General features: G+C 49.3%; 26 protein-coding genes. 14 read left to right on the top strand and 12 right to left on the bottom strand.

Features of this window, described 5'->3' with window-relative positions; genetic code table 11:
• Positions 1-2: 2 nt before the first annotated feature.
• The 4 genes from hflC to motX all read left to right on the top strand — a co-directional run bounded on the left by hflC (position 3) and on the right by motX (position 3,407).
• Positions 3-890: a protease modulator HflC gene (hflC, locus tag EQP46_RS16425; RefSeq protein WP_129494674.1), complete on the top strand. Its 888-nt coding sequence runs from the start codon at positions 3-5 to the stop codon at positions 888-890.
• A gap of 74 nt (positions 891-964) precedes the next feature.
• Positions 965-1,159 carry a DUF2065 domain-containing protein gene (locus EQP46_RS16420; RefSeq protein WP_129494673.1) on the top strand — a complete coding sequence of 65 codons (195 nt, stop codon included), beginning with the start codon at positions 965-967 and terminating at the stop codon, positions 1,157-1,159.
• Positions 1,160-1,281: 122 nt separating this feature from the next.
• Complete coding sequence (locus EQP46_RS16415) at positions 1,282-2,598, top strand: adenylosuccinate synthase (protein ID WP_129494672.1); 1,317 nt, start codon at positions 1,282-1,284, stop codon at positions 2,596-2,598.
• A gap of 188 nt (positions 2,599-2,786) precedes the next feature.
• Positions 2,787-3,407, top strand: coding sequence for a flagellar protein MotX (gene motX / locus EQP46_RS16410; protein WP_129494671.1), 621 nt, complete (start codon positions 2,787-2,789; stop codon positions 3,405-3,407).
• Positions 3,408-3,508: 101 nt separating this feature from the next.
• On the opposite strand, the gene hmpA is transcribed toward motX, so the two are convergent.
• Positions 3,509-4,699: an NO-inducible flavohemoprotein gene (hmpA, locus tag EQP46_RS16405; RefSeq protein ID WP_129494670.1), complete on the bottom strand. Its 1,191-nt coding sequence runs from the start codon at positions 4,697-4,699 to the stop codon at positions 3,509-3,511.
• A 205-nt stretch (positions 4,700-4,904) separates the two neighbouring features.
• On the opposite strand from hmpA, the gene nsrR reads away from it, so the two are divergent.
• The 3 genes from nsrR to rlmB all read left to right on the top strand — a co-directional run bounded on the left by nsrR (position 4,905) and on the right by rlmB (position 8,745).
• On the top strand, positions 4,905-5,339 hold the full coding sequence (nsrR, locus tag EQP46_RS16400; RefSeq protein ID WP_129494669.1) for a nitric oxide-sensing transcriptional repressor NsrR: 435 nt from the start codon (positions 4,905-4,907) through the stop codon (positions 5,337-5,339).
• Between the two features lie 112 nt (positions 5,340-5,451).
• Positions 5,452-7,995, top strand: a complete 2,544-nt coding sequence (gene rnr, locus EQP46_RS16395) for a ribonuclease R (RefSeq protein WP_129494668.1) — start codon at positions 5,452-5,454, stop codon at positions 7,993-7,995.
• Positions 7,996-8,007: 12 nt separating this feature from the next.
• Complete coding sequence (rlmB, locus tag EQP46_RS16390) at positions 8,008-8,745, top strand: 23S rRNA (guanosine(2251)-2'-O)-methyltransferase RlmB (RefSeq protein WP_129494667.1); 738 nt, start codon at positions 8,008-8,010, stop codon at positions 8,743-8,745.
• Between the two features lie 49 nt (positions 8,746-8,794).
• Here the strand turns inward: rlmB and EQP46_RS16385 are convergent, their stop codons facing one another.
• From EQP46_RS16385 to EQP46_RS16345, 9 genes are all read right to left on the bottom strand, one after another.
• Complete coding sequence (locus EQP46_RS16385; RefSeq protein ID WP_129494666.1) at positions 8,795-10,699, bottom strand: BglG family transcription antiterminator; 1,905 nt, start codon at positions 10,697-10,699, stop codon at positions 8,795-8,797.
• 127 nt (positions 10,700-10,826) lie between these two features.
• The gene (gene dagF / locus EQP46_RS16380; protein WP_129494665.1) at positions 10,827-11,570 is read right to left on the bottom strand and encodes a 2-dehydro-3-deoxy-phosphogluconate aldolase; all 744 of its coding nucleotides are present in this window, start codon (positions 11,568-11,570) and stop codon (positions 10,827-10,829) included.
• Positions 11,571-11,574: 4 nt separating this feature from the next.
• The gene (locus EQP46_RS16375) at positions 11,575-12,684 is read right to left on the bottom strand and encodes a DgaE family pyridoxal phosphate-dependent ammonia lyase (protein WP_129494664.1); all 1,110 of its coding nucleotides are present in this window, start codon (positions 12,682-12,684) and stop codon (positions 11,575-11,577) included.
• Positions 12,668-13,804 (bottom strand): amidohydrolase/deacetylase family metallohydrolase, encoded by a 1,137-nt coding sequence (locus tag EQP46_RS16370; RefSeq protein ID WP_129494663.1) that lies wholly within the window; start codon positions 13,802-13,804, stop codon positions 12,668-12,670. Before EQP46_RS16370 ends, EQP46_RS16375 begins: the two co-directional genes overlap by 17 nt.
• Before the next feature lie 43 nt (positions 13,805-13,847).
• Complete coding sequence (locus EQP46_RS16365; RefSeq protein WP_129494662.1) at positions 13,848-14,495, bottom strand: DUF4310 family protein; 648 nt, start codon at positions 14,493-14,495, stop codon at positions 13,848-13,850.
• Positions 14,496-14,506: 11 nt separating this feature from the next.
• Positions 14,507-15,283 carry a DUF4311 domain-containing protein gene (locus EQP46_RS16360; RefSeq protein WP_129494661.1) on the bottom strand — a complete coding sequence of 259 codons (777 nt, stop codon included), beginning with the start codon at positions 15,281-15,283 and terminating at the stop codon, positions 14,507-14,509.
• Between the two features lie 24 nt (positions 15,284-15,307).
• On the bottom strand, positions 15,308-15,601 hold the full coding sequence (locus tag EQP46_RS16355) for a DUF4312 family protein (protein ID WP_129494660.1): 294 nt from the start codon (positions 15,599-15,601) through the stop codon (positions 15,308-15,310).
• Entirely contained in the window at positions 15,598-15,966 is a 369-nt protein-coding gene (locus EQP46_RS16350) for an SFCGS family glycine-rich protein (protein ID WP_017012406.1), read from the bottom strand. The genes EQP46_RS16355 and EQP46_RS16350 overlap by 4 nt, the downstream gene beginning before the upstream one ends.
• A gap of 2 nt (positions 15,967-15,968) precedes the next feature.
• Complete coding sequence (locus EQP46_RS16345; RefSeq protein ID WP_129494659.1) at positions 15,969-16,319, bottom strand: transcriptional regulator; 351 nt, start codon at positions 16,317-16,319, stop codon at positions 15,969-15,971.
• 429 nt (positions 16,320-16,748) lie between these two features.
• Here EQP46_RS16345 and rpsF point away from each other — a divergent pair, with 429 nt between their 5' ends.
• The 4 genes from rpsF to rplI are packed head-to-tail and all read left to right on the top strand — an operon-like array spanning position 16,749 to position 18,171.
• Entirely contained in the window at positions 16,749-17,135 is a 387-nt protein-coding gene (gene rpsF / locus EQP46_RS16340; protein WP_017012404.1) for a 30S ribosomal protein S6, read from the top strand.
• Positions 17,136-17,141: 6 nt separating this feature from the next.
• Complete coding sequence (gene priB, locus EQP46_RS16335; protein WP_129494658.1) at positions 17,142-17,447, top strand: primosomal replication protein N; 306 nt, start codon at positions 17,142-17,144, stop codon at positions 17,445-17,447.
• 15 nt (positions 17,448-17,462) lie between these two features.
• Entirely contained in the window at positions 17,463-17,690 is a 228-nt protein-coding gene (gene rpsR / locus EQP46_RS16330) for a 30S ribosomal protein S18 (protein WP_002539422.1), read from the top strand.
• 31 nt (positions 17,691-17,721) lie between these two features.
• Positions 17,722-18,171, top strand: a complete 450-nt coding sequence (gene rplI, locus EQP46_RS16325) for a 50S ribosomal protein L9 (RefSeq protein WP_129494657.1) — start codon at positions 17,722-17,724, stop codon at positions 18,169-18,171.
• A gap of 200 nt (positions 18,172-18,371) precedes the next feature.
• Here the strand turns inward: rplI and EQP46_RS16320 are convergent, their stop codons facing one another.
• Positions 18,372-19,118 (bottom strand): DUF481 domain-containing protein, encoded by a 747-nt coding sequence (locus EQP46_RS16320; RefSeq protein ID WP_129494656.1) that lies wholly within the window; start codon positions 19,116-19,118, stop codon positions 18,372-18,374.
• A 208-nt stretch (positions 19,119-19,326) separates the two neighbouring features.
• Between EQP46_RS16320 and EQP46_RS16315 the strand changes: the two genes are divergently transcribed.
• From EQP46_RS16315 to EQP46_RS16305, 3 genes are read left to right on the top strand one after another with little or no spacing between them, the layout of a single operon-like run.
• Positions 19,327-20,736: a replicative DNA helicase gene (locus EQP46_RS16315; protein WP_129494700.1), complete on the top strand. Its 1,410-nt coding sequence runs from the start codon at positions 19,327-19,329 to the stop codon at positions 20,734-20,736.
• 12 nt (positions 20,737-20,748) lie between these two features.
• Positions 20,749-21,825 carry an alanine racemase gene (gene alr, locus EQP46_RS16310; protein ID WP_129494655.1) on the top strand — a complete coding sequence of 359 codons (1,077 nt, stop codon included), beginning with the start codon at positions 20,749-20,751 and terminating at the stop codon, positions 21,823-21,825.
• An 18-nt stretch (positions 21,826-21,843) separates the two neighbouring features.
• Positions 21,844-23,127, top strand: coding sequence for a BamA/TamA family outer membrane protein (locus tag EQP46_RS16305; RefSeq protein WP_129494654.1), 1,284 nt, complete (start codon positions 21,844-21,846; stop codon positions 23,125-23,127).
• Between the two features lie 54 nt (positions 23,128-23,181).
• On the opposite strand, the gene EQP46_RS16300 is transcribed toward EQP46_RS16305, so the two are convergent.
• Positions 23,182-24,921 (bottom strand): Calx-beta domain-containing protein, encoded by a 1,740-nt coding sequence (locus EQP46_RS16300; RefSeq protein WP_129494699.1) that lies wholly within the window; start codon positions 24,919-24,921, stop codon positions 23,182-23,184.
• Positions 24,922-24,977 lie beyond the last annotated feature (56 nt).

Raw genomic sequence — 24,977 nt, 5'->3', positions numbered from 1 at the left:
TTATGCGTAAACTATTAATCCCTCTCATCATCGTTTCGATCGTGGTTGGTTTGATGTCTGTGTTTGTCGTCGATGAAGGCGAGAAAGGCATTGTGATCCGTTTTGGTCGAGTACTGAAAACGGACGATGACTTGGCACGTATTTACAATCCTGGTCTGCAATTCAAAGTGCCGTTGTTTGACCGCGTGCAACTACTTGATGCACGTATCCAAACCATGGATGACCAATCAGATCGTTTCGTAACGTCTGAGAAAAAAGACGTGATCATCGATTCTTACGTTAAATGGCGTATTAAAGATTTTGGTCAGTACTACCTGTCAACTGGCGGTGGTAACCGACTGACTGCTGAAGCGTTATTGCAACGTAAAGTAGCCGATGGTCTTCGTGCTGAAATCGGTTCGAAAACGATCAAAGAGATTGTGTCTGAGAAGCGTGAGCAAGTCATGGCTGACGTACTCGCAGAAGCGCAAGAAAGTGCGGCTGATATCGGTATTGAAGTGATTGACCTTCGTATTAAGAAGATCAACCTGCCTGACGAAATCAGTGGTTCTATCTACGCACGTATGCGTGCAGAGCGTGAAACTGTTGCACGTCGTCACCGCTCTCAAGGTCGCGAGAAAGCCGAAGTTATTCGTGCTCAAGCGGAACTTGAAGTGGCAACAGTGCTGGCTGAATCAGAAAAAACTGCACGTGTAACGCGCGGTGAAGCTGATGCAGAAGTTGCGAGGATCTACGCAGATTCGTTCAACCAAGAGCCTGAGTTCTATAACTTCCTACGTTCACTACAAGCGTATGAGAAGAGCTTTAACAACAAAGGCGACATCATGGTTGTGGATCCAAACAGTGATTTCTTCCGCTACATGAAAGAACCAAACCTTAACGTTAACTAAGATTCTTAGTCGCGTTATAGAAAGACAAGGCCTTCGCGCCTTGTCTTTTTTTTATCCGTTTATTGAGGTGTGAAATGGGAAAGGAAATCATACTGGCGCTGGGTTTGGTGCTGGTGGTCGAAGGCTTGGGTCCTATGCTCATTCCGAACAAATGGCGCAATATGGTGAGTGAGATGAGTCAGTTACCTGATGCTACGTTACGACGCATTGGTGGGTGTTTAGTCGTCGCTGGCGCGGTTATCGCATATATGATGTGGCCGTCTAAGTAAATGAAAAGAGAAAAAGTTTGTGACGGCTTGGTATTCAGCATCGCGACGACGGTTAAAAAATGACTGCAACGTTTAAATGAAGGTGCTAGAATCCCGTTTTAATCAGCAACTGACTGGAAAAGATGAGTAATAACGTAGTCGTTCTCGGCACTCAATGGGGTGACGAAGGTAAGGGTAAGATCGTCGATCTTTTAACTGAAGACGCAAATTACGTGGTTCGCTACCAAGGCGGTCACAATGCGGGTCACACTCTCGTTATCGACGGTGAAAAAACCGTTCTGCATTTGATTCCTTCTGGCATTCTTCGTAACAACGTTAAGTGCATCATCGGTAACGGTGTTGTTCTGTCTCCTGACGCATTGATGAAAGAAATGGGCGGCCTCGAAGATCGTGGTATTCCAGTTCGTGAACGTCTGTTCCTGTCAGAAGCTTGTCCACTAATTCTTCCATACCACATCGCTCTTGATGTTGCGCGTGAAGCAGCTCGTGGTAAGAAAGCTATCGGTACTACGGGTCGTGGTATTGGTCCTGCTTACGAAGATAAAGTTGCTCGTCGCGGTCTACGCGTTGGCGACCTTTTCGACAAAGAAGCATTTGCTGAGAAGCTTAAAGAAGTGATGGCATTCCATAACTTCCAGTTAGAGCACTTCTACAAAGCTGAGCCAGTTAGCTACGAAGACACGCTTGCGAAGATCATGGAACAAGCAGACGTACTAACCAGCATGGTTATCGACGTGACTCAAGAGCTTGACGACGCGCGTAAGCGTGGCGACAAGATCATGTTCGAAGGTGCACAAGGCACACTTCTGGACATCGACCACGGTACCTACCCATATGTAACGTCTTCTAACACAACCGCTGGTGGTGTAGCTGCAGGTTCTGGTTTTGGTCCACGTCACCTAGGTTACATCCTAGGTATCGCAAAAGCATACTGCACCCGTGTAGGTTCAGGTCCTTTCCCGACTGAGCTGTATGATGGCCTAGAGAAGCAAGATCCAGTGGGTAAACACCTGGGTACTGTTGGTCACGAGTTTGGCGCGACGACTGGTCGTCTTCGCCGTACTGGTTGGTTTGATGCCGTGGCAATGCGCCGTGCAGTTCAAATCAACTCTATCTCAGGCTTCTGCTTGACCAAGATGGACGTGATGGACGGCTTGGAAGAAATCAAGATCTGTACTGGTTACCAGTTGGCTGATGGTACGGTTCTCGACGTTTCTCCAATGGCTGCTGATGCGTACGAAAACGTCACACCAATCTACGAAACTGTTCCTGGTTGGAGCGAGAAGACCTTCGGTGCGAAATCAATTGAAGAACTGCCACAAGCAGCACTTGATTACATTGCACGTATCGAAGAGCTGACGGGTGTGCCAATTGACATCATTTCAACTGGCCCAGATCGTAACGAGACCATCATTAAGGTGCATCCTTTCGCGTCTTAATCGGTTCGAATTTGAAAAAAACCAGCCCAAGTGGCTGGTTTTTTTTTATCCAAAGCCCTCTATACTCAGTGAAGATCCTCTTGGGAAATATTCACCAGAAAAAAGGTAAAGTTCATCCTTGGGGTGCCGATACAAATTAGGCAAGACGACTCATATCGAACTTACTGACTTTCACAAAGTGGGAATGCATGAAACTGCGAACCTTATTTATATCACTCATGTTTGCCAGCTCTGCCGCCAAAGCAGAGATAGGGCCTGCATTGCCTGTATATGAAGATTCGCAATTACTCCGTCTGTTTGAAACCAACAGCCACCTGCAGAAAGTGAAAGCAGATGAATGTCAGCTTCTGCAAGATATCGAAGCGCGTGCTATTCGCGTTGAATCGCCATCGTATCAATTTCTCTATGGCGACATGTTGGCGTGGGGCGTGTGTGTTGACCGTGATGTCGAGCAAGGTGTTTATTACATGCAGCTTGCTGCGCAGCAAGGCTTACCGGCTGCACTCGAACAGCTTGGGCGTTATTACACGCGTGGCACCTTGGTTCAGCAAGATAAAGAACGTGCAATTCCCTACTTACGTGAAGCCGCGTCACTTGGCAATACACGTGCGAGGTTGCAACTGGCAGAGCTTCTTGTGAACGATTATGGCAGTCCACTCGACTATGAGGATGCGTATCGTTGGCTTTATCACACCATCACAGCGGATCGCTCAACACACCAAAAAGTCGCCATGCTCCGTCGTGCACTTGAAGACAAAATGCCGAGAAACGTTATTGCACGCGCCAAGCGTCGAGATACCTATTGGTGAGTTTACGTTGACTGCGTTGCACTCAAGAATAGTGAAAGCCCCGCATATTGCGGGGCTTTCGTTTACTTACAGATGAAAGGCAGTGATCACCTGCAAAGTAATCAATCAATCACTTTATGTGGGCCGAAGCACTCATAGTGAATGCTACCTTTGCTGACGCCTGAGCTCACTAATTGCTTGGCGACAGCTTGCATGAAGCCAACAGGTCCACATAGATAGAAATGGCGTTGAGCATCGTCGGTTAATCCATCAATGACACTCAGATCGATCATGCCCGCGTGGTCATAATCTTCTGCCACTTTGTCACTCGCTAACGGATCGCGATACCAGACGTTGCGTGTTGCGCGTGAGTTTTGCTTGATAAGGTTATCGATGTGCTCACCAAATGCATGGTGCTGGCCGTTTTCGGTCGCATGGATCCAGTGAATATCTGCGTCATGTTCGCCAGTCAGTGTTTCAAGCATAGAGAGCATTGGCGTTAATCCAACGCCGCCAGAAATCAGCGCAACAGGGGTATCTTTGCTGGCTTCGAGGAAAAAGTCTCCGCTTGGCGGGGCTAGCTTCACTGTATCACCCACGTTCAAGTGATCGTGCAAGTAGTTCGACACAAGACCTTGAGGGTCACGTTTTACTGAAATACGGTAAGTATTGGTTTTAGGTGCGCTAGACAGGCTGTATTGACGGATCTCCTGATGCTCAAATTGCTCAGGATTAAGGTAGATACCAATGTACTGCCCCGGCTTGTAGCCTGTAACAGGCTCACCATCAACGGGCGCAAAAACAAAGCTGGTGATCACATCGCTCTCTTTGGTTTTTGTCAGCACTGTAAATTCTCGCGTGCCACGCCATCCACCTTGCGTACTTTCTTTGCCCTGATAAATCTCTTCTTCTCGGGTGATAAACACATTCGCCAAAAGGCCATAGGCTTCCGCCCATGCATCAATCACTTCTTTCCCCGGGTTGAACATCTCATCAATGGTGGCAAGCAGGTTTTCACCGACAATGGCGTACATTTCTGGTGTGATGTTAAAGCTGACATGCTTCTGAGCAATTTTCTCCACCACAGGAAGCAGCACTTCGATGTTATCGATATTTGCTGCATAACCATGAACGGCATTGAACAAGGCTTCGCGTTGCGCACCCGTAAATTGGTTGCTCATGTTGAAGATGTTTTTCAGTTCAGGGTTGTGTTTGAACATACGCTCGTAGAAGTGGGCAGTGAGTGCTGGACCCGTTTCAGCAAGCAATGGTGCGGTCGACTTTACAATCTCAATCGTTTTTGGACTTAACATATTCGTCTCTTCTTTAAAGTTACATCTAAAATGCATGTTTTAAGTTGTATCTGAAATGTATGTTTAGATCAACTAAAAATGATCTTTTATTTTGAAGAAAGGCAAAGATGATCAATGCTGATAAAGTTGGAGAAAAAAGAAACAGTGACGAAGCGCGCCTTTTACATCAGTTCAGGGTACAATGCGCCAGAGGAGATTTGAAAACGTGCAATTAACCAGTTTTACAGACTTTGGCCTAAGGGCTCTCATGTATCTGGCTATGCTGCCGCCCGGAGAGTTGACCAGCATTAGCGTGGTCACAGAAAAGTATGGGGTGTCTCGAAATCATATGGTGAAAATCATCCACCGTATGAGTCAGGCAGGCTACGTAGAAGCCGTCCGTGGAAAGAATGGCGGGATACGATTAGGCAAACCAGCAGCATCAATTGTCATTGGCGAAGTGATCAGAGCGCTTGAACCTCTGCATCTTGTCAATTGTGGTGAAGACAACTGTCATATCACCCCCGCTTGTCGTCTAAAAGATGCACTCGCGAAAGCGATGCAGGCATTTCTTACAGAGATGGACAACCACACACTTCACGATTTGGTGGCAGGAAATAACAACCTACACCGCCTTCTTATCCCTGTTCGCCCGGCTTAACAAGCGTATTGATAACTTGTCGTCATTTTTTCGTGGCAATTCTGCTGGGCACCCATTTTCTTTTATTTAAAGCGATATACTTGAAATCAAGTGTCGCTAACGGGAATCCTATATGTCTCAGGACAAACACCTACATAGCAACGATCCGCATTTGGTTCGTGAAGCAGAAAAATATGACAATCCGGTACCAAGCCGCGAGCACCTACTAGAAGTCATTAAAGGTTTCAGCACGCCGGTTAACCGTGACCAGCTTTTTGACGTGCTGGGCTTAAAATCAGACGAAGAGTATGAAGGTCTTCGTCGCCGCCTTCGCGCCATGGAGCGTGATGGACAGCTTATCTTTACTCGTCGCCAATGCTACGCCTTGCCAGAACGCCTGGACTTGGTGAAAGGCACCGTGATTGGCCACCGCGATGGTTTCGGCTTCTTACGCCCAGAAGGCAAAGGCAATCGAGAAGACTGGCTCTTGCCGCATCATCAAATGAAAAGCGTCATGCATGGCGATTTCATTCTCGCGCAACCTGCAGGCACTGATAAGCGAGGCCGCAAAGAAGCACGCGTTGTGCGCGTGCTTGAAGAACGCAAAGGCCAAATCGTTGGTCGTTTCTTCTTGGAAGATGGTAACGCCTACGTGGTGCCTGATGACTCGCGTTTAAGCCAAGACATCATTATTCCTAAAGATGATCGTAAAGGCGCTCGCATGGGCAATGTGGTGGTGGTGGAAGTTTTCCAACGCGCAACACGCCAACAAGGTGCGATGGGCCGTATCGTCGAAGTACTGGGTGAGAACATGGCACCGGGTATGGAAATTGAAATTGCGCTGCGTAGCCATGACATTCCCAATGTGTGGCCAAAAGACGTTGAAAAGCAGATCAAAGGCCTGACAGAAGAGGTGCCTGAAGAGGCGAAAGTCGGTCGCGTAGATTTACGTGAATTGCCATTGGTGACCATCGATGGTGAAGACGCGCGTGACTTTGATGATGCCGTCTATTGTGAGAAGAAAAAATCAGGTGGTTGGCGTCTATGGGTTGCCATCGCGGATGTGAGCTACTATGTGCGTCCTGATTCAGCGCTAGACAAAGAAGCCATCAACCGTGGTAACTCGGTGTACTTCCCGTCGCAAGTTATTCCAATGCTGCCTGAAGTGCTGTCTAACGGTTTGTGTTCTTTGAACCCGCAGGTCGATCGTCTGTGTATGGTTTGTGAAATGACCATCTCCGAGTCAGGCAACCTTTCAGGCTACAAGCACTACGAAGCTGTAATGAATTCGCATGCACGCCTGACGTACACCAAAGTGGCGCAGATGTTGGATGGCGACGAAGAGCTTCGCGATCGCTACGCACCGTTGGTGCCGCACCTTGAAGAACTGAATAAGATGTTCAAAGTGCTAAAAGGTGCGCGTGAGCAACGTGGTGCCATTGAATTTGAAACCGTCGAAACCAAGTTCATTTTCAATGCGATGCGCAAGATTGAACGTATCGTGCCTGTGGAGCGTAACGATGCGCACAAGATCATCGAAGAATGTATGATTTTGGCCAACGTTGCCTCTGCACGTTTCGTCGAAAAACACAAAGAAGCCGCGCTCTACCGTGTGCACGAAGCGCCGGGTGAAGAGCGTCTTACTGGCTTTAAAGATTTCTTGGGTGAAATGGGTCTGTCACTCAATGGTGGTTTATCGCCATCACCAACAGATTACGCACAACTGGCGCACTTGATTCAAAGCCGCCCAGATCGCGAATTGATCCAAACTATGCTGCTTCGCTCAATGAAGCAGGCGGTATATCAAGCAGACAACCAAGGTCACTTTGGTTTGGCGTTGAAGCAGTATGCACACTTCACCTCGCCAATTCGTCGTTACCCAGACTTGTTGCTGCACCGCGCGATTAAGTACCTTATTGCCAAGCAAGAAGGCCGCAACACTGATCGCTGGACACCAACCGGCGGCTTCCATTATTCATTCGATGACATGGATGTGATGGGTGAGCAATGTTCGATGACAGAACGTCGTGCAGATGATGCAACACGTGACGTGTCGGATTGGCTAAAGTGTGAGTACATGCAAGACCACGTTGGCGATACCCTTGCGGGGACGATTGCAAACGTGACAGGATTCGGTTTCTTTGTGCGCCTGAATGAGCTTCACATTGATGGTCTTGTCCATATCTCGAACCTAGACAATGACTACTATAACTACGACATGGTGGGTCAAAAGCTCGTGGGTGAGAGCTCTGGTCGCGTTTTCCAACTTGGCGATCAGGTCACGGTCAAAGTATTATCCGTCAACCTTGATGAAAGGATGATCGATTTCGAACTGGAAGGCACAACGCGTAAACCGCGCGGTGCAGGTAAAACAGCGCGCAAACATGCCAAGAAAGGCCGAGCTGAATCGGGCAAGAACCCTGAATTCAGCAAAGAGCGCGGGTCTGTTCGTCAGCAACTAAAACGTGGCGCTATTCCAAAAGCTGGTGGGGACGATAAAGCCCCTGAAGGTAAAGGGAAGGGCAAAGGTAAAGGCCATCGCAAAGGTCCATCGGCGAACAAAGGCCAATCCGCAAACAAAGCGACGGATGGAACTCCAGCGAAGAAAAAGAGCAAGGCTCAGAAGGTGCGTAAGAAAAAAGCGCAACGAGGCAAACCCGCGAAAGCCGGCAATTAAAAGAAGTAACTCATGAGCAATGAAATGATTTATGGCATTCATGCCGTCAAAGCCGTGTTGGCATCTGATCCTGCACGCTTTATCGAAGTTTATGTTTTAAAAGGTCGTGAAGACGATCGTTTACTGCCCGTGCTGAAGGAATTGGCTGAGCTTGGCATCACCACTCAGGAAATGGGACGCAAGGCGTTGGATGATAAAGCTGATGGTGCGTCGCATCAGGGCTTGATTGCACGTGTTAAGCAAGGTCGTCAGTACAACGAAAATGACCTTGATGCGATTCTAGAAGGCAAAGATAACCCACTGTTGCTGGTTCTTGATGGCGTCACAGATCCGCATAACTTAGGTGCATGTCTGCGTAACGCCGATGCGGCAGGTGCGTGTGCGATTATCGTTCCGAAAGACCGCTCTGCTCCATTGAGTGCAACCGTGCGTAAAGTTGCTGTTGGCGCGGCAGAAATTGTGCCGTTGGTTCGTGTAACCAACCTTGCGCGCACCATGCGAGCACTGCAAGAAAAAGGCGTGTGGTTTGTAGGTACTGCGGGCGAAGCCACGCATGACATCTACCAAAGCAAAATGACAGGTCCACTGGCGATCGTCATGGGGGCAGAAGGCGACGGTATGCGCCGCCTAACGCGTGAAACCTGTGATGAGCTGATCAGCATTCCAATGGCTGGCAGTGTGTCGAGTTTGAACGTGTCTGTCGCAAGCGGTATCTGCCTGTTTGAAGCAGTGCGTCAGCGCCGCAGCTAAACGTCTACCACCTGTGATATATAAAAAGGAGCCTCAAGGGCTCCTTTTTTTATGCCAATTCTTGATGGGCGAGCAGTTTGAAATCAGGGAATGTTTCGCATTGCGATAACCCTTTTCCGGCCTTGTTATTCACTAGCGTGAGGAACAAATCATACAGGCCCATGGCGTCTTCATAGTCGTGTTTACTGAGCGCCATGAAAAACACCAGATAGGCTTTTTCGCCGTTACCCCAATCGATACCACGTGGTGCCGCGACGGTGTAGACCAAGGAGCGCTTTGCAAACAGTTCGATGGAGTGAGGAAGGGCAATGTGTTCGCCCATCATGGTAGAGACGATCACCTCTCGTTCTTTTAACGACGCACCGTAGCCTTTTTCCACTAAGCCTTGAGACTCTAGTTGGCCGCAGACTTTGTCAAATAAAGTGGCCTGGTCGATTGTCTCGTCGATATACAAGAATTGCTCGTCGGAAAAGTATTTCTCCAACATGTATGGGCCAGTACGGTCGACCAGAACCAGCTTACCGAGTTCTTCGAGCTGGTGCTGCGTGGGGAACGGGTCGAGAACAAATAAAGGCACGCCGGAAGACACGTTGGCTGATGTCGATATCAGCATATCTACGTTTGAAGGTTGAAGATTCTCAAGTGCCTTTTCAGAGTGAATAGTCTGCAACTGTAATAAAGGGTAATGACGACGAATGATGGCTTCTAATCCACGGGAGGCTGCATTTCCTGCATCGCAGAACAAAAGTGCTTTCGGTGCACGTTGATACAAGCAGTGGTTGCGTTCTAAGCCGACTCCAACGTGAATAACCAGATATCCAATTTCATGTTGTGTCATGCAGTAGCCTGTTGTTCGTATCCAATCGGCAATTGCGGCGAGTGTAATATCGTAGGCGAGCGGGTAGTGCTGCTTAATATGTTCAGCAAGGGGGTTTACCGTCGCAACGTGGTGCTTCACGCGAATGATCATATTGCTGATGTGCGTTTTTAAATCTTTTTTTAGCTGTTCATCATCTCGGATATCGTAGGGATAGTGTTGATGTACATAGTTTAGTATGTGGTTGACCAACTCTTCTGCTTCACTGACCACGCGACTATTTAAATGAAACTGATTAGCCGTAATACGCGCCTGGACATGCACGGCAAGTGCCGCAATCTCATCCTCATTCGCGGGCAGCAGCATCGGTAAAACATCAAACATGGTAGAAGCGATAGGCAGAATATCGTCAATCACATCTTCTTTTGGAAAATCACTTAACGCTTGGCCGGCGGCTAAGCGCTGTAAGGTAACGGCGGCATAAATGGCGAGCCACTGCAGACCGTCATCATTGATATACAGGTTTATCGTGGATAATACTTCACGAAAACGCGATGCAAAAACCTGCTGCGACTTGGTCGGAAACAGTGTGCCAATCAATCCGCGTGTGCGTTGTGATTCTTTTTGCTCTGCATAGATTATTTGTGCCAAACGCGCTCGAATCGCCGTTTCGCTTCCCACGATGCGCATCCCCAAACGCGGCTTACTTTCAATGTGTAAGTCAAACGGTGAAAGCTGACCTCGCACATCTGCCATATCACCTTGTACCGCTGTTCGGCTAAGGTTCCACGTGTCTGCTAGGTCATCGAGTTTGACCCAATCATCAGAAGTCAGTAGCAGTACTTGAATTTGAACGATGCGTTCTTTACTTGTGCGCGGAGCTGGATCTGCATCTCGAACGGCTTGTTGAAACGCACTGAACGCCTCTTGGTTATAAATCTTGAGTTGATAGCCAGCGCCACGCTGGTGGATCATGTGGGCGCCGTGATTGACCATCACATTGTTGAGTGTCGCGACATCCGTCCTGACAGTGCGCGTTGAAACGGCGAGTTTTTGGGCTATCTCTTCTTGAGTTAACGGGGTGTTTGTGACGGCATCGAGTAAGCGAATCAGACGAGGGTGAGGGAGCTTGGACATGTTTGGGCGTTTCCTATTGCTTCACTGGTTAGGTGCCGAGTACGTTTGTCACAGGAAGGTGAGCAAACGTACTCGGCAACACGACGTCGACATGCCATTGCACACATGAAGTGCGCTGCCGTTTGAATCAGCGAGAAAGCAGACGTTTAGTGATTTCTAACAGTGTTTTTACATCTTCTGGACGGGTTTCACCGGTGGAAGAATCGATGATTGAGCTATAGATGTGAGGTATAACCTTCTCGACACCTGCATCCAAAGCAATTCGCAAAATTTCCTCAAAGTTTGCAAGGTCAATCCCACCTGTTGGTTCTAACCAGAAATTGTTGCGCGCACATGCCTTGGCAACTTCTTCATATTCATCACGAGATGCTAAGCCGCCCATCGGGAAGTATTTAACAGAGCTGCAACCCATGTCTTGTAACATGGCAATAGCGGTATCCACAGGAACGATGGCGTCAGCCATGCCGGATGATTTAGGGCCGGTAGAAATTTTTACCATGCCCACGGTGCCCGTTGGTGAAATCAAGCCATTCACGACGGTGTCGTTTTGGCCTAGCGCGTTACGGCTTTTGCCCACGCCAGTGAATACTTGGTTCACGTGCTGAGGTTGAAGGATACCCGCTAGTTCAGTGACCATGTCAGACTGATTCGGATCGCCCGCACCAAGGCCGATAGACAGCGCGTTGCCGATTTTTTCAGCGCACGCTTTCATGTCTTCCACTGCACTTGGTACATCAGGGTAGTTCTTTGAAAGCATACCCACGAGCACGTGGCCTTCTGATGCGTCAAACACTTCAACCGCGTTTTGGTGTGAGCCGGCCAATACGTTCAAACAAACACGGTCAGCATAATATTTAGGGCTAAGAGACATGGTGTTACTCCTGATTTAGTTCGGTCATGGCAGCGAGAACTTGTTGTAGTTGTTCTTGAGAGACGCTGCGCACGTCAAATTCGATAGAGCCTTCATTGGCTTTGTATGCACGGCAGTACACCGCAGGGTTGCCGCTTTGTAGTTTGGCGACAGCATCGTTTGCTGAAAGGCCAAATACGTCGGCATCAAAACTCACTTCTGCACGGGCGATATCGCGCCCTGCACTGTCCCAAACCACGCGAGACTGAATGCCAGGTAATGCGTTTAGGCCTTCAATAAATGGGGTCATTTTGCTGATCATCTCTGAGCCGGTTTCTTGTTGGCGCTCAAGGTAGATTTCAATTGCATGGGTAAGGCCAAGAATGCCTTCTTTACCCACCTTCATTGCTCGACCGATGCCCGATGATTGTTGCTTCACCCACTCCACATATTCATGCTTGCCCAACACCAATCCGCTGGTTGGGCCTTCAATGGCTTTTGCGCCACTGTAAATGACCAAGTCAGCACCTTGTTGGTAGTAAAGCCGCAGGTCTTCTTCGGCGGCGGCATCCACAATCAAAGGCACGTTATGGGCTTTGGCAACGGCTGCTGCATCTTCCACGGACAACATGCTCTTTTGCACGCAGTGGTGAGATTTGATGTAAAGAATGGCGGCGGTGTTTGCGTTGATGGCGGCACCCAGTTGCGCGGCACTGCACTCATTTGACCAGCCCGCTTCAACGATTTGACCACCACCTAGGTTGATCATGGTGCCAACCGGTGCGCCGAAATTGACGTTGTGGCCTTTCGGAATAACGATTTCATTCGGTACATCATGTGAATGGGCGTGCAGCTGCTCGAGACGGTAGGTATCACCACGCACAATCATTGCCGCGACGCTTTGCGCGATACCTGCCGATGCACAAGAGACGACAACGGCGTTTTCTACATCCAGCAAGCGCGCTATGTATTCGCCGCTTTTATTTACCAGATCTTTCATTTCGAAGTAATTGTTCATGCCAAAGCAGACGGTTTCTTCAACGTCGGGCTGCGGCGTGGATACGCCCAACGCGGTCATGCGACCAGAAGCGTTGATGACATGCTTAAGATTGTATTTTTCAAGAATGGAAGACATGGTGTGTGTGTCCTCTGTCAGTCAATATAAGGTTGCCGCCAACGATCGCCGCTAGCGGTGCGAAACGTTGTTCGCCAGTTCGTGTGTCGCCTTCGGTATCAGTGAAAGTGACAGGCGTTTGTTCGATTTCGTATAACGTCAAATCTGCATCGCAACCGATGGCAATCTGGCCTTTGGTTTCTAAGCGAAGGGCTTTTGCGATGTTCACCGTGACGCGTTCGATGATTTGTTCGTGGCTTAGACCAAGGGTGAAGAACATCGACATCAAATGCGCTAGCCCATACACCGGACCGTTGATGCGGTTCTTGCAGTAAATGTCTGAACTGATGGTGTCAGGCAAAATGCCTTGCTGGATTGATTGCTCTGCGACATCGAAGCTGAAACTCGCACTGCCGTGGCCGATGTCGAGCAACATCCCGCGCTCCATCGCATCTTTCACTGCACCGCGAAGCTTTCCTTCTGGGGTCAAAATGCGGTTTGGTTTGCCATTAAAGCAATGCGTCAAGATATCGCCTTCGCCCAACAAAACGGCAATGTCTTCAAGTGTTGGGGGCGCGTTACCCACATGCACCATCAGAGGCAAGCAGCCGCAATCATGTTGAAGCTGTTTGGCTGACTTCAAGGGGGCTAAACCGTTCTCGCCGATCACGCTGCCGCTCATGCGAACTTTTAGGCCCACGACGAAGTCTGGGTGGCGTTCCACGGCTTGTTTAGCAAGGGGAAGATCGATGTCATTCTTGTCAGCGAGTTCATTTTGGCGAAGCAACCCAATGCGAGATATGTTCAGTAATGCACGCACTTCGGTTTGACAGGCTTTGGCTAATTCAGCGAAGTCATCAACATCATCAGCGCCCGTGCTGCCGGCATCAATCACCGTGGTCACACCGCCCGTGACGCCAATGGCATCAGGTGCGTCGTTGTAAATCGGCGAGTTTGGGTAGCAATGGGTATGGCCATCAATCCAACCTGCGCTGACGAAGATAGGGTTATCAAGCGTGATTGTGCGGGTGGCGTTGGCGTCGGTAAGGGTGCCTAGTGCAGCAATTTTGCCGTCTTTGATGGCAATGTCGGTTATCTCACCGGAAACCAATTTTGCGTTTTTTATTAGGACGTCGTACATAGCGGGTGTCTCGATAGCCCCGCCCGAAAGCGGGGTAGAAAGATTACAGTGCGATTGGGAACATAGTGCCGAGTGCCATTGCGCCAAGGATTGCGCCACCTGTGATGGGTTTGCCCCACACATAGAAAATCAGTGAGCCAATCAAAGCGCCGATACCGATTGGAATCGATGCACCCATGGCAGACAGAATAATCAGAGGGCCTAGGAAGCGACCTGAATTGTTACCTGCCCCCATCATGACGTCAGCGCCGTAGGTGGAATCGCTTTGGTTGATGGTGAATTTACGCGCCAGAATAATGAGACCGCCGATGGCTAAACCTGCCACCATGCCGGTGATCAATGATGCGGTGAAGTTTTCCACTGGGTAAACAATGCCAGCACCAAGTAGCAGAGCAGGAATACCTAGGCCTACGCCCGTTTGGATGGCGCCACCGATATCCAAGATACCGACCAGCGAGCCTTCAATAATGCGTGCAAACAAGAAGCTTGCTCCGAAGGCTGCCACCGCGCCATATGCGCCAGTGTCCATGCCTGCGCGGAACATAGAAACGAATGCGACTTCGTTAAATGCGCCGACGCCGTGAAGGTAGTACATGTGGGTACCCGCGAAGACACCCGAGGACAGCAGACCAACAAAGATTGGGAAAGACCAGTCTGCGTACCAGAAATTGTTTCTCATTTTTTCATCCATGGTAAGACCCCTTATTTACCGCTCATCATGAGATGGATGTTTTCAAGCCACATCGGTACTTGCATGTGGAAAGACTCGATTAGTTGCATGTCAAAACCGCGGAAGAAAGCACTCAGAGCGAACAGCGCAATGATGGCACTCATCATGATCTTGGTAACTTTGTTCCAGCCGCTTTCTTCGACGCCTTTACCGATCAAAATACCCAAAACCAGACCTGGTACTGCGTTACCCATGATCATCTGCGCAAGACCACCAAAGATGGTTGCCCAGAAGCCTGATTTCTTACCCGCTTCAATGGCGGCCAGCCAGAAGATCACCGGCATGACGGTGTTTACCAGCAGGTTTGCGGCAGGCACCAGTACTTTGACAGCAGTCACCTGAAGCGCAGCTGGAACGGCGGCGGCAGTGGAGTTAAGGAAGGCAACGACAATGGCACCGATGATGGCACAGGCAATGCCCATACGTTTCGGGTCATGCAGTGTGGTCGCCAGATCGCGATTTTTGACCATGAGTGCCGCGGCGCCCCAGTTAGGCAGAATGCGGTGGTCAACATCTTGTGTGAATGCACCTGCAGCAACCGTGGATGCCCACGCGTTGAAGAAGAAGCCAAGGCCAAAAGAAAAGTGAGAAGCAGGGTCGCCTTCACAAGAGTTCAATTCGCCGAGCGTACGGAACGCACCCATACCCTGAACGGTGGGGGCGTGGAACATCCTCGCAGCACCGACGCCGACGCCGATACCAACTAAGCCACCAATAATGAGCGACTTAAATAAAATGACAGAGAACATGTCAGTGATCCTTTGAGTGGCTTGTTAGCGTTTGAAGTCGACCTGCTCCACATCAATGTGGGTTAGGCTGACAGTAACCTCTAGCTTGACGCGGTATTGACGTCGCTCTCTGGGTAAGAAGAAGAAAAGGAATTTCTCTGTTCTTGCATTTTCTTCTGCTTCCAGCACTTTGACGTCTAAAGGTTCAATCCTGAGGAGAACGTTTTGGTTGTTCTTTAGCAACGTGGGTTGGATCTGGCTCAAAGCAGCAGCAAAAGCCTGCTGCTTTGTTTCGCCTTTCCCACTAACAATGACGTCAGTGGTCAGCTGTTCTTTCATGCACTGATACCGTGTTTCGCCATGAATGCTTTAACGAGTTTCTCGCCGAGTTCTTCTTTGTCATTGAAGCCAAAGCCTAGAACCACACAACCATCATTGATTGCCGTAATGCCTTCTTCGACTGAGCGCATGCCGTAACGACATTTGTAGCCATATTTGGTTTGCGCTGTGATGGCACCTGCACCGCCGCTACCACAAAATGAAATACCCATTTGTGCTTCTTGCTGGTTCATGATGTCGCCCAGCTTCATGTCCGCAGCCATACCAGGGATCACGGTGACTTGTGCACCTGCAGCTTCTGCGCCTGCGCCAACTTTCTGGCCTTTACCCATGCGATCGCCGATTACAAGTTTTAGTACTGACATGTTTATTCTCCTTTAGCGGTGCTTAATTCGTTTTCTTTCGCCACTTCGAAGTGGACTGATAAAAGGTGTGCTTCTTCATATGCGAGGTTGTTTAGCCAGCTGCAGGTTTGCTCTGCTAGCGTCAGCGACAGCGCTGAAATTTCCTCAAACATTTCCAGCTCTAGCTCAGGCAGTGCTTCACCGCTGTGAGAGCGCCAGACCATGGCTTTAATGTGCGTAGCGAGCATTTTCTGTTGCAGCGAATCTGGGTAGATGTTGTGTTCGCCTAGCAGTGCGATCGCGCGTTCAGTAATGGATGTGCCTTCTTCTACAATGAGCGCATCATCCGGGTGTAACGGTGTAGAGGTTTGCAAGAGTGTCTCTCCAGACGTTGTTGCGTTGAGTGAAAGATAAGTGGTAAGGCACAGAGGGAGGAGAGGCACTTTTTCCGTTTTGAAGTGGAAACAAGCGGAAATGACGACAGATTGGACAGCTTTATGTGATCGTGAGCTTATAAATTAGCGCGTGCTAACCAGAAAAGCGTGATGGGGGTAACTCCATGTCTGGTTATATCTTCTGATGCGGAATCTGCGTGCCATCACAAAAGTGATTTGAACGGGAAAATACACGCAGTTAAGCAATGCCTTTTGCCAATTCAGTTTGGTATGCGAATAGTGATTGCTATTAACGATGCAATTCTGTACTATCCTGCCTCCAAATTCCCAGTCTTTTACTTTCGTTCCTTGCTTCCTTTGGACGACTGGGCCAACACTGGAAGCTGAATAATCCGTAAGGAGCAACCTATGCGTCATTACGAAATCGTATTCATGGTGCACCCTGATCAAAGCGAGCAAGTTGCTGGCATGATCGAGCGTTACACTGGTTCTATCAAAGAGTCAGGTGGTCAGATCCACCGTCTAGAAGACTGGGGTCGTCGTCAACTGGCTTACCCAATCAACAAACTGCACAAAGCACACTACGTTCTTATGAACGTTGAAGCTGACCAAGCAGTAGTTGATGAGCTGGAAACCGCTTTCCGCTTCAACGACGCTGTGATCCGTAACATGGTCATGCGTACCAAAGGCGCTATCACTGAGCCATCTGTAATGATGAAGGCTAAAGAAGAGCGCGCACCTCGTCGTGAAGAACGTGCAGAAGCACAATCTGAAGACGAAGCAGCAGCAGAGTAATTTGATTTGAAGACCAATCGGATTGAGCTTGCAGGCGTTATCGCTCAAGGCCCGATTCGAAAGCAGAGCCCTGCCGGCATACCGCATTGTCACTTTGTGATAGAGCACCGTTCGGAACAACAGGAAGCTGCACTGCAAAGGCAGGTGTATTGCCGGTTACCGGTCGTCATCAGCGGGCAGGGGTCGCAAAACCAAACTCAGCATTTAGCTTTAGGCAGTCACATTAAGGTCGGCGGGTTTCTCGCTTACCAAACCAGCCGTAACGGCCAAGGTAAATTAGTGTTACATGCCGATGAAATTATAGATATTTAGATCAGGAGATTGCCCATGGCACGTTTCTTCCGTCGTCGTAAATTCTGCCGTTTCACTGCAGAAGGCGTACAAGAGATCGATTACAAAGACGTAGCGACTCTTAAAAACTACATCACTGAAGCTGGCAAAATCGTACCTAGCCGTATCACTGGTACTCGTGCTAAGTACCAGCGTCAGCTGGCTCGCGCTATCAAGCGTTCACGTTACCTAGCCCTGCTGCCGTACACTGACAAACATCAGTAATCGGCACTGCCAATTTTAAGAGGATTAGATAATGCAAGTTATTCTGCTTGATAAAATCGGTAACCTGGGTTCACTAGGTGATCAAGTAGCAGTTAAGTCTGGCTACGCTCGTAACTTCCTTATCCCACAAGGTAAGGCTGTTATGGCAACTAAAGCAAACGTTGAGCACTTCGAAGCTCGTCGTGCTGAGCTTGAAGCAAAAGTTGCTGAGACTCTAGCTGCTGCTGGTGCTCGCGCTGAGCAAGTTGAAGCTCTAGAAGCGGTTGTTATCGCGTCTAAAGCTGGTGACGAAGGTAAACTATTCGGTTCTATCGGTACTCGTGACATCGCAGATGCAGTTTCTGCAGCTGGTGTTAAAGTAGCGAAGAGCGAAGTTCGCCTGCCAGAAGGTGCACTACGTAACACTGGCGAATACGAAATCAGTCTGCAACTGCACTCTGAAGTATTTGCTACTGTTAAAGTTAACGTTGTTGCTGAGTAATTCAGACACACGTAAGCTTTGAAAAAACCGGCCTCAGGGCCGGTTTTTTTGTACCTAAGAAACGAGATAAGAGCAGTTTCGAGTGGCGAGAAAGTGCAAAAGCGAAAACCGATGACTTGATGTTGCTACGTATTGATTTTTACTCTGCCAAATCTCAAATCTCAAATCTCAAATCTCAAATCTCAAATCTCAAATCTTGCCTAAAACTTATAAACCATATTCACGGTAAAAATCGAATCCAGATTACTGAGCCCTGGTGGGACGTCGTTGATGTACTTTTGCGTGGTGGAGATTTTGATCGCCAAGTCATCAATCAAACTGGTTTGCACCGAAAGGCGCGCTTCGAAACTGGTGTTACTTGGTCCACTGATGGTGGTTAAGCGACCTTGGAGTTCAGCGGTTTTGGTCATTTGCCACATTAACTCTGCTTGTCCTCTGACGATGAACTCTTGCACGTTGTGCGGCAGGATCAGATCGTCATCATCAATCTCATCAAGGTTGGGTTTTTGGTAACGATAACCTGGGCCGATTTCTAGCAATAAGGTCATGTCTTCACGCCAAATCGCTTGGTAACCTAAACCTGTCGCGAAGGTAAAGTCGTCGAAGTAAGGGCCATACTTGTCATTGGTGTAGGTGATGTTGGCGAGGACATAGCGTGTGGGGTCGAATTTATAGTTGGCCTGACTTTCCATTTCCCCTTTGCGCTTGTCTTCCTCGCCGTCTTTTTCGACCAACAGGAACTTAACTTCTGAGGTGTGGCGGTATGGGCCACTGGTGTAGTTCATCCCTAAACGGGTGTTCAGCGTGATAGAGTCAGAGTTGCCTGAGAGGGTTTGTAAACCGAGTTCGACTTCAGATTGCCAAGGCGGGGGCACGTCATCGGCCCATGCACAAAAGGGGAGTGCAACCAGACAAAAAAAAGACGGTTTCAACAGCGCCGAGGCCATATGGTTTACCATTACTAAGATCGGAAAAACATTTTAACGGAATCTGCCAAATATGCGTCAGCAAGATGTTAAATTGGCAGGAATTTATTTCATCATTGCGTCAGCCTGCGTTCAGCAAGGGATTCCTTTTCTGATTGGGGTGATACCCAAGCATCTTCGCGTTGTTTGGGTATATAATGTCGGGCGCAATGATAAGGTAACGAGTGATATGGCAGAGCAACGCAGCAAGCAATTTAACTCCAACAAACCCAAAGACCGTCAGGTTGACGCACTGAAAGTGCCACCGCATTCCTTGGAAGCGGAGCAGTCGGTATTGGGCGGCTTAATGCTGGATAACGAGCGCTGGGACAGCGTGGCAGAAAGAGTGGTGGCATCGGATTTTTATAGCCGACCGCACCGCATGATTTTTGAAAGCACCAAGCAATTGCTTGATAGCGGGAACCCGCTTGACCTTATTACTCTGTCGCAGCACCTTGAAAAGAACAGTCATCTCGACGAAGTAGGTGGCTTCGCGTATCTGGCTGAGCTTGCAAAAAACACCCCAAGTGCGGCGAACATTACCGCCTATGCTGACATTGTGCGTGAACGTGCAGTCGTTCGTAATCTGATCAGCGTGGCGAATGAAATTGCCGATGCTGGCTATGAGCCTGAAGGGCGTACGTCTGAAGATCTTTTGGACATGGCAGAAAGCAAAGTGTTTGCCATTGCCGAAGCGCGTACGAGCGAAAGTGAAGGCCCTCAGAACGTTGAAAATGTTTTGGAGAAAACCTTAGAACGTATCGAGATCCTGCTGAAAACACCGCAAGATGGTGTCACAGGGGTGTCGACTGGTTTCACGGACCTCAACAAGAAAACCGCGGGCCTACAAGGCTCTGACTTGATCATCGTCGCGGCACGTCCATCCATGGGTAAAACCACCTTTGCGATGAACCTGTGTGAAAACGCTGCGATGGATCAGGAAAAACCGGTGCTTATCTTCTCCCTAGAGATGCCCGCGGAACAGCTGATGATGCGTATGTTGGCGTCATTTTCTCGCGTTGATCAAACCAAAATTCGTACCGGCCAGTTGGATGATGAAGACTGGGCACGTATCTCTTCTACCATGGGTTTATTGACCCAGAAGAAGAACATGTACATCGATGACAGCTCTGGCCTGACACCGACGGACGTTCGCTCGCGTGCGCGTCGTATTGCGCGTGACCATGGCGGGCTTTCCATGATCATGGTCGATTACCTTCAGTTGATGCGTGTACCGGGTCTGCAAGATAACCGTACCTTGGAAATCTCTGAAATCAGCCGCTCTTTAAAGGCGCTGGCGAAAGAATTGAATGTGCCCGTTGTCGCCCTGTCGCAGCTTAACCGCTCGTTGGAGCAGCGTGCTGACAAGCGTCCTATTAACTCCGACTTGCGTGAATCTGGGGCAATCGAGCAGGATGCCGACCTTATCATGTTCATCTACCGTGATGAGGTTTATAACCCTGAAAGTCCACTCAAAGGCATTGCTGAAATCATTATCGGTAAGCAGCGTAACGGTCCTATCGGTTCGGTACGTCTGACCTTCCAAGGTCAATTCTCACGCTTTGATAATTACGCAGGCCCTGCGTTCGACGAAGAGTAACCGCGAGGTTTCATGAAAGCAGCAACTGCCTATATTCAACTGGAAAACTTGGTTCACAACCTTAACGTTGTGCGTACCAAAGCACCGAACAGCCGCGCATGGGCGGCGATCAAAGCCAATGGTTATGGTCATGGTTTGTTGCCTGTTGCGAATACGCTTGCTTCCCATGCGGATGGGTTTGGTGTTGCACGACTTGAAGAAGCACTCGCACTTCGCGCTGACGGCATCGACACGCCCATTTTGCTCCTCGAAGGTTTTTATTCGGCTGACGATCTGCCTTTGTTGGTTGAACATCAACTACACACCGCCGTGCATTGCATTGAGCAAGTTGAAGCACTTGAGAGCGCCACACTCGCGACGCCCCTTACCGTGTGGCTGAAAGTGGATTCTGGTATGCACCGTCTTGGCGTGCGTGAGGAAGACGTTAGCCAATTCATTGAACGATTGAATGCGTGTCCGAATGTGGCGAAGCCTTTGCATTTCATGAGCCACTTTGGCTGTGCCGATGAGCTTGAAAATCCCGTCACGAACGCGCAGATCGCCCTGTTTTCTGCCGTGACCAAAGGGCAAGATGGCGACCGTTCTCTTGCCGCATCATCAGGTTGTTTCTTTTGGCCTGACAGCCATCTCGATTGGGTGAGACCGGGCATTAGCCTTTATGGCGTGTCTTCCGTTTCATCCCTTACCGGTAACGCGCTGGGTTTGAAGCCCGTGATGACGATGACATCGAGCCTTATTGCAGTAAGAACCGCGAAAAAAGGCGAACCCGTGGGCTACGGCGCGCGTTGGGTAACCGATCGCGACACCAAAATTGGTGTGGTGGCGATAGGTTACGGTGATGGCTATCCACGCGTTGCTCCAGATGGCACACCCGTGATGGTGAACGGACGCAAAGTTCCCTTGGTGGGACGTGTTTCAATGGACATGTTGACCATTGATTTAGGCCCAGACGCGAAGGATTGCGTAGGCGATGAAGTGATCTTGTGGGGCGAGAGTCTCCCCGTTGAAGAGATCGCGAACCATGTTGGGACGATTGGCTATGAGCTTGTCACTAACATTACGTCGAGAGTTGATCTCGTTTATACCTAATCCTTTTCGTGGGTCATTTTGAACAATCATCAATGTCTACTAGCCGCATCTTTGATTGCGGCTTTCTTATGCTTGCCTGTTAGTGCGAGCGCAGAAGACGCGGTTTCGTCATCCAATGATGTGATTTCCACAGACACTAACTCGCTTGATATAGAAATCGTCCCATTTGTATTTTCGACCGAAGCCATGGGATTCTCTGCTGGCATGGCGGGGCTCTGGAAAGGGGCTGGCCAGCCACAAGCCTCAATGTTTGCCGCAGGGCTCGGCACGACGAAAAATACGTGGATGAGTTTTATCGCTGCCAATAACTACGTGTTGTCATCAGACAGCCGCTGGTTGTTCAGTGGGCAATTCTATGAGGCCGACTATACGCAATTTGATTATTTTCTTGGTGATGCGGCGAACAATGATTCCATCAAGTCTGACAGCATAAAAGCAGACAGCCGAGACACGCGTCATCATCTTTCTATGCGTTACATCTTGCCGATCGGTGCTGCAACCTCTCAGCCCATTCGAGCAGCACTTTCTCCTTACCGCGAAGTGACCGGCCATACGCCTTGGGATAGCGGCGTGTCTTCCATCGATTTTCGCCCTTTCTATGAATCTCGCGAGTTAGTGGGCGATGCGGCCAACGTACCGAGTGATTTTTCAGATACTGATGAAGTTTGGGGGCTAGAAACCCGACTTCGTTGGGATAACCGTGATAGCGCGAATAACCCGACAGCTGGCAGTCTTAGCGAATTCATCGTGACGGCGGATCTGGGTTCAAATGATCGCGCAGGTTGGTGGAAGTGGGAAGCAAGCCAAAGTTGGTTCCATGCTCTTGGCGATTGGGACGAACTAGCCAAGCAACAGGTGGTGGCGCTAAACGTTTATACCGCGGATACCCCGAGTTGGAATAACACCACGATCGTGAATGGTGAACGTGTTTATGAACGCCCACCTGAGTTCGCTGGCGCTCGCCTTGGAGGGCTCTATCGTTTGCGCAGCTTCCAAACCGGGCGCTTCGTTGGCCGTTCTGCATTGAGTTACAGCTTGGAATACCGTGTTATCCCTGAATGGCAGCCGCTAGGGAGCCTTCCTGTGTTCAATTGGTACGATGTGCCTTGGTGGCAATGGGTCGCCTTTGTTGATGCGGGGCGCGTGGCAGACACCTATGATTTGGCAGAGCTTCATCGTGACATGAAATGGAGTGCAGGTGGTGCGATTCGCTTCCAAGTGGAAGGTGTTGTTCTGCGATCTGAAATGGCATGGGGCAATGAAGAAGGGTTATTTAGAGTAATGATTAACCAACCGTTCTAAAGGCAAAAAAAATAGCCAAAGCAGCGCTTTGGCTATTTGTGTTCTGTGTTTCTATTATCGATCTAATACGGTGATATTTTGAAGTTGGATATTCACGTCATCACCGCCATCAGCGCGATCAGAGGTGATGTTCCAAGTCAGCCTAAACTTGGCCTGAGTGGATGCAGGGGTAAAGTCATAGGTGTAAGGTACAGTCGTTGGTCTTGAGTAAACACGCGAGCGGTAGTTACCCACCACAACCCAGCCGTTACCGTAGTCCATTTCTACCGTCAATCGTGACAGTCCACCGATGTCTTGCGTGGATAGAATCTTATAATTCAGCGTACTTGCCGACCCTACAGACAAGCCTTCCACTGTGCCTTCATAGCGAGAGGTATGTGTGGAATTGTGGTAGTCGTAGATCATTGTATAGTCGTCAAATTCATGACAGTTGGCGAGTGTTGCTGGTCGTGCTGTCCAACTGCCGTTTGAGCACAACTTAATACCGACTTCAGCAGGGTCATTATCAACAACGGTGACACGGGCTGAGCTCAGGTCGCTCTTGTCGGTGGACACCCAAGCATCCAAAGAGAAGTTCTCATTGCTCTCATGCGTGGAATCGTTAACGGTCGGCACGCCAATTCGTACCGAGGTGACGCCTTGTGGCAAGCTGATTTCGGTCAATGTTGATGAGAGCGTGGCAGATCCCGTGGAGTTATCAGAGAACAGCAACGCGACGGTATTTTCGTAATCGCTATTCAAGGTCGCCGTGCCATCTTTCAATGCAACGCGCAGTGCGGTGTTTGCATCGCTCGTGGCCTTGTCGAAATCAACGGTGAAATACGCGGTAGAACCTTCCGTTACAGAGTCAGATGCCAGTGTAATGCCAGTCACCTCTGGCGTTACATCACTATTGAATTCCGTTTTCTCATAGCAGGTATGATCTTCTGATGTCACCGTTGCCATGGCGCTGATGCGGCTTGGGAATAAGCCGACCACTTTTTTCTCGCCCGTAGAAGGCTTTAAGCGGTACAAGTGATTACTGTTTACGTTACCCGATACGTTCTGGTTCTTGGCTGCAACAAGCACTTGGCCATTTTGATCCAGGGAGGCTGCTGCCACGAAATCAATAAAGTGAAAGGCTTTAAGGGTTTGTGCGCCAGTGCTGGTATTGATGGAAAGCGTGCGGTTGTTTGTGACAAACAGTAGTTCACCACCTTGAAAAACAAAATCGCCCCAGTTAGTAAAACCACCAAACTTCAAACCATTCTCGAAGTCGCCAATATGCGTGGTCTCGCCGGTGGTTGGATTAACCTTAAAAATGGTTTGTGAATCTGACGCAAACAACTCACCGCTATCCGGATCAAATGCCATTCGCAGGATTTGCTTGTTTACGGTAGGGCCAGCAACATGCTCGCCGGTAGCTGGATCCATGTAAGCAAGCTGATAAGACTCGGTGGTTTTGGCGTGAAGATCTAAGTTTTTCAGTTCCTCAGCCGTGACATCGGTTTCAGGTACTTGAACATGGTAAGACGTCGGCTGCGGTGAATTTGTGTAATAAAGGAGATCTGTAATGCGGTCATACGCCATGCTTGATGCGCTGAAAAGCGCACGAGAATGGTATTCCACGCGTTCGCCCGCATCTGAAAAGTATTGCGTCGACATCTGCTTCGATTCTTGTACGTCGAGCAATAAGCCGACGTGCCCACGTCCAGCGTTCATCGAATAAACGTTACCAGCACAGTTTGCGACTGCCTGCATAGAGGTAAGCGCGCCAGCGAGAATTGCGGTTGAAAGCAGGGTTTTCTTCATCATCATTGGAAACCTAGAGTCCGTTAAAATTGGTCGTCCCATCTTCCGTGTTCCATGAA

The organism is Enterovibrio baiacu (assembly GCF_004120195.1).
Taxonomy (GTDB): Bacteria; Pseudomonadota; Gammaproteobacteria; order Enterobacterales; family Vibrionaceae; genus Enterovibrio; species Enterovibrio baiacui.
This window is presented reverse-complemented; position numbering and strand designations above follow the sequence as displayed.

What these genes read in the sequence shown, in the direction of transcription:
- EQP46_RS16420 (WP_129494673.1), top strand. Translation starts at nt 965, where the DNA reads ATGGGAAAGGAAATCATACTGGCGCTGGGTTTGGTGCTGGTGGTCGAA.
- motX (WP_129494671.1), top strand. Translation starts at nt 2,787, where the DNA reads ATGAAACTGCGAACCTTATTTATATCACTCATGTTTGCCAGCTCTGCC.
- rpsF (WP_017012404.1), top strand. Translation starts at nt 16,749, where the DNA reads ATGCGTCATTACGAAATCGTATTCATGGTGCACCCTGATCAAAGCGAG.
- EQP46_RS16415 (WP_129494672.1), top strand. Translation starts at nt 1,282, where the DNA reads ATGAGTAATAACGTAGTCGTTCTCGGCACTCAATGGGGTGACGAAGGT.
- EQP46_RS16320 (WP_129494656.1), bottom strand. Translation starts at nt 19,118, where the DNA reads ATGGCCTCGGCGCTGTTGAAACCGTCTTTTTTTTGTCTGGTTGCACTC.
- rlmB (WP_129494667.1), top strand. Translation starts at nt 8,008, where the DNA reads ATGAGCAATGAAATGATTTATGGCATTCATGCCGTCAAAGCCGTGTTG.
- hflC (WP_129494674.1), top strand. Translation starts at nt 3, where the DNA reads ATGCGTAAACTATTAATCCCTCTCATCATCGTTTCGATCGTGGTTGGT.
- rnr (WP_129494668.1), top strand. Translation starts at nt 5,452, where the DNA reads ATGTCTCAGGACAAACACCTACATAGCAACGATCCGCATTTGGTTCGT.
- rpsR (WP_002539422.1), top strand. Translation starts at nt 17,463, where the DNA reads ATGGCACGTTTCTTCCGTCGTCGTAAATTCTGCCGTTTCACTGCAGAA.
- EQP46_RS16375 (WP_129494664.1), bottom strand. Translation starts at nt 12,684, where the DNA reads ATGTCTTCCATTCTTGAAAAATACAATCTTAAGCATGTCATCAACGCT.
- rplI (WP_129494657.1), top strand. Translation starts at nt 17,722, where the DNA reads ATGCAAGTTATTCTGCTTGATAAAATCGGTAACCTGGGTTCACTAGGT.
- dagF (WP_129494665.1), bottom strand. Translation starts at nt 11,570, where the DNA reads ATGTCTCTTAGCCCTAAATATTATGCTGACCGTGTTTGTTTGAACGTA.
- EQP46_RS16350 (WP_017012406.1), bottom strand. Translation starts at nt 15,966, where the DNA reads ATGTCAGTACTAAAACTTGTAATCGGCGATCGCATGGGTAAAGGCCAG.
- EQP46_RS16315 (WP_129494700.1), top strand. Translation starts at nt 19,327, where the DNA reads ATGGCAGAGCAACGCAGCAAGCAATTTAACTCCAACAAACCCAAAGAC.
- alr (WP_129494655.1), top strand. Translation starts at nt 20,749, where the DNA reads ATGAAAGCAGCAACTGCCTATATTCAACTGGAAAACTTGGTTCACAAC.
- EQP46_RS16365 (WP_129494662.1), bottom strand. Translation starts at nt 14,495, where the DNA reads ATGGATGAAAAAATGAGAAACAATTTCTGGTACGCAGACTGGTCTTTC.
- EQP46_RS16360 (WP_129494661.1), bottom strand. Translation starts at nt 15,283, where the DNA reads ATGTTCTCTGTCATTTTATTTAAGTCGCTCATTATTGGTGGCTTAGTT.
- hmpA (WP_129494670.1), bottom strand. Translation starts at nt 4,699, where the DNA reads ATGTTAAGTCCAAAAACGATTGAGATTGTAAAGTCGACCGCACCATTG.
- EQP46_RS16370 (WP_129494663.1), bottom strand. Translation starts at nt 13,804, where the DNA reads ATGTACGACGTCCTAATAAAAAACGCAAAATTGGTTTCCGGTGAGATA.
- EQP46_RS16300 (WP_129494699.1), bottom strand. Translation starts at nt 24,921, where the DNA reads ATGATGAAGAAAACCCTGCTTTCAACCGCAATTCTCGCTGGCGCGCTT.
- EQP46_RS16385 (WP_129494666.1), bottom strand. Translation starts at nt 10,699, where the DNA reads ATGTCCAAGCTCCCTCACCCTCGTCTGATTCGCTTACTCGATGCCGTC.
- EQP46_RS16355 (WP_129494660.1), bottom strand. Translation starts at nt 15,601, where the DNA reads ATGAAAGAACAGCTGACCACTGACGTCATTGTTAGTGGGAAAGGCGAA.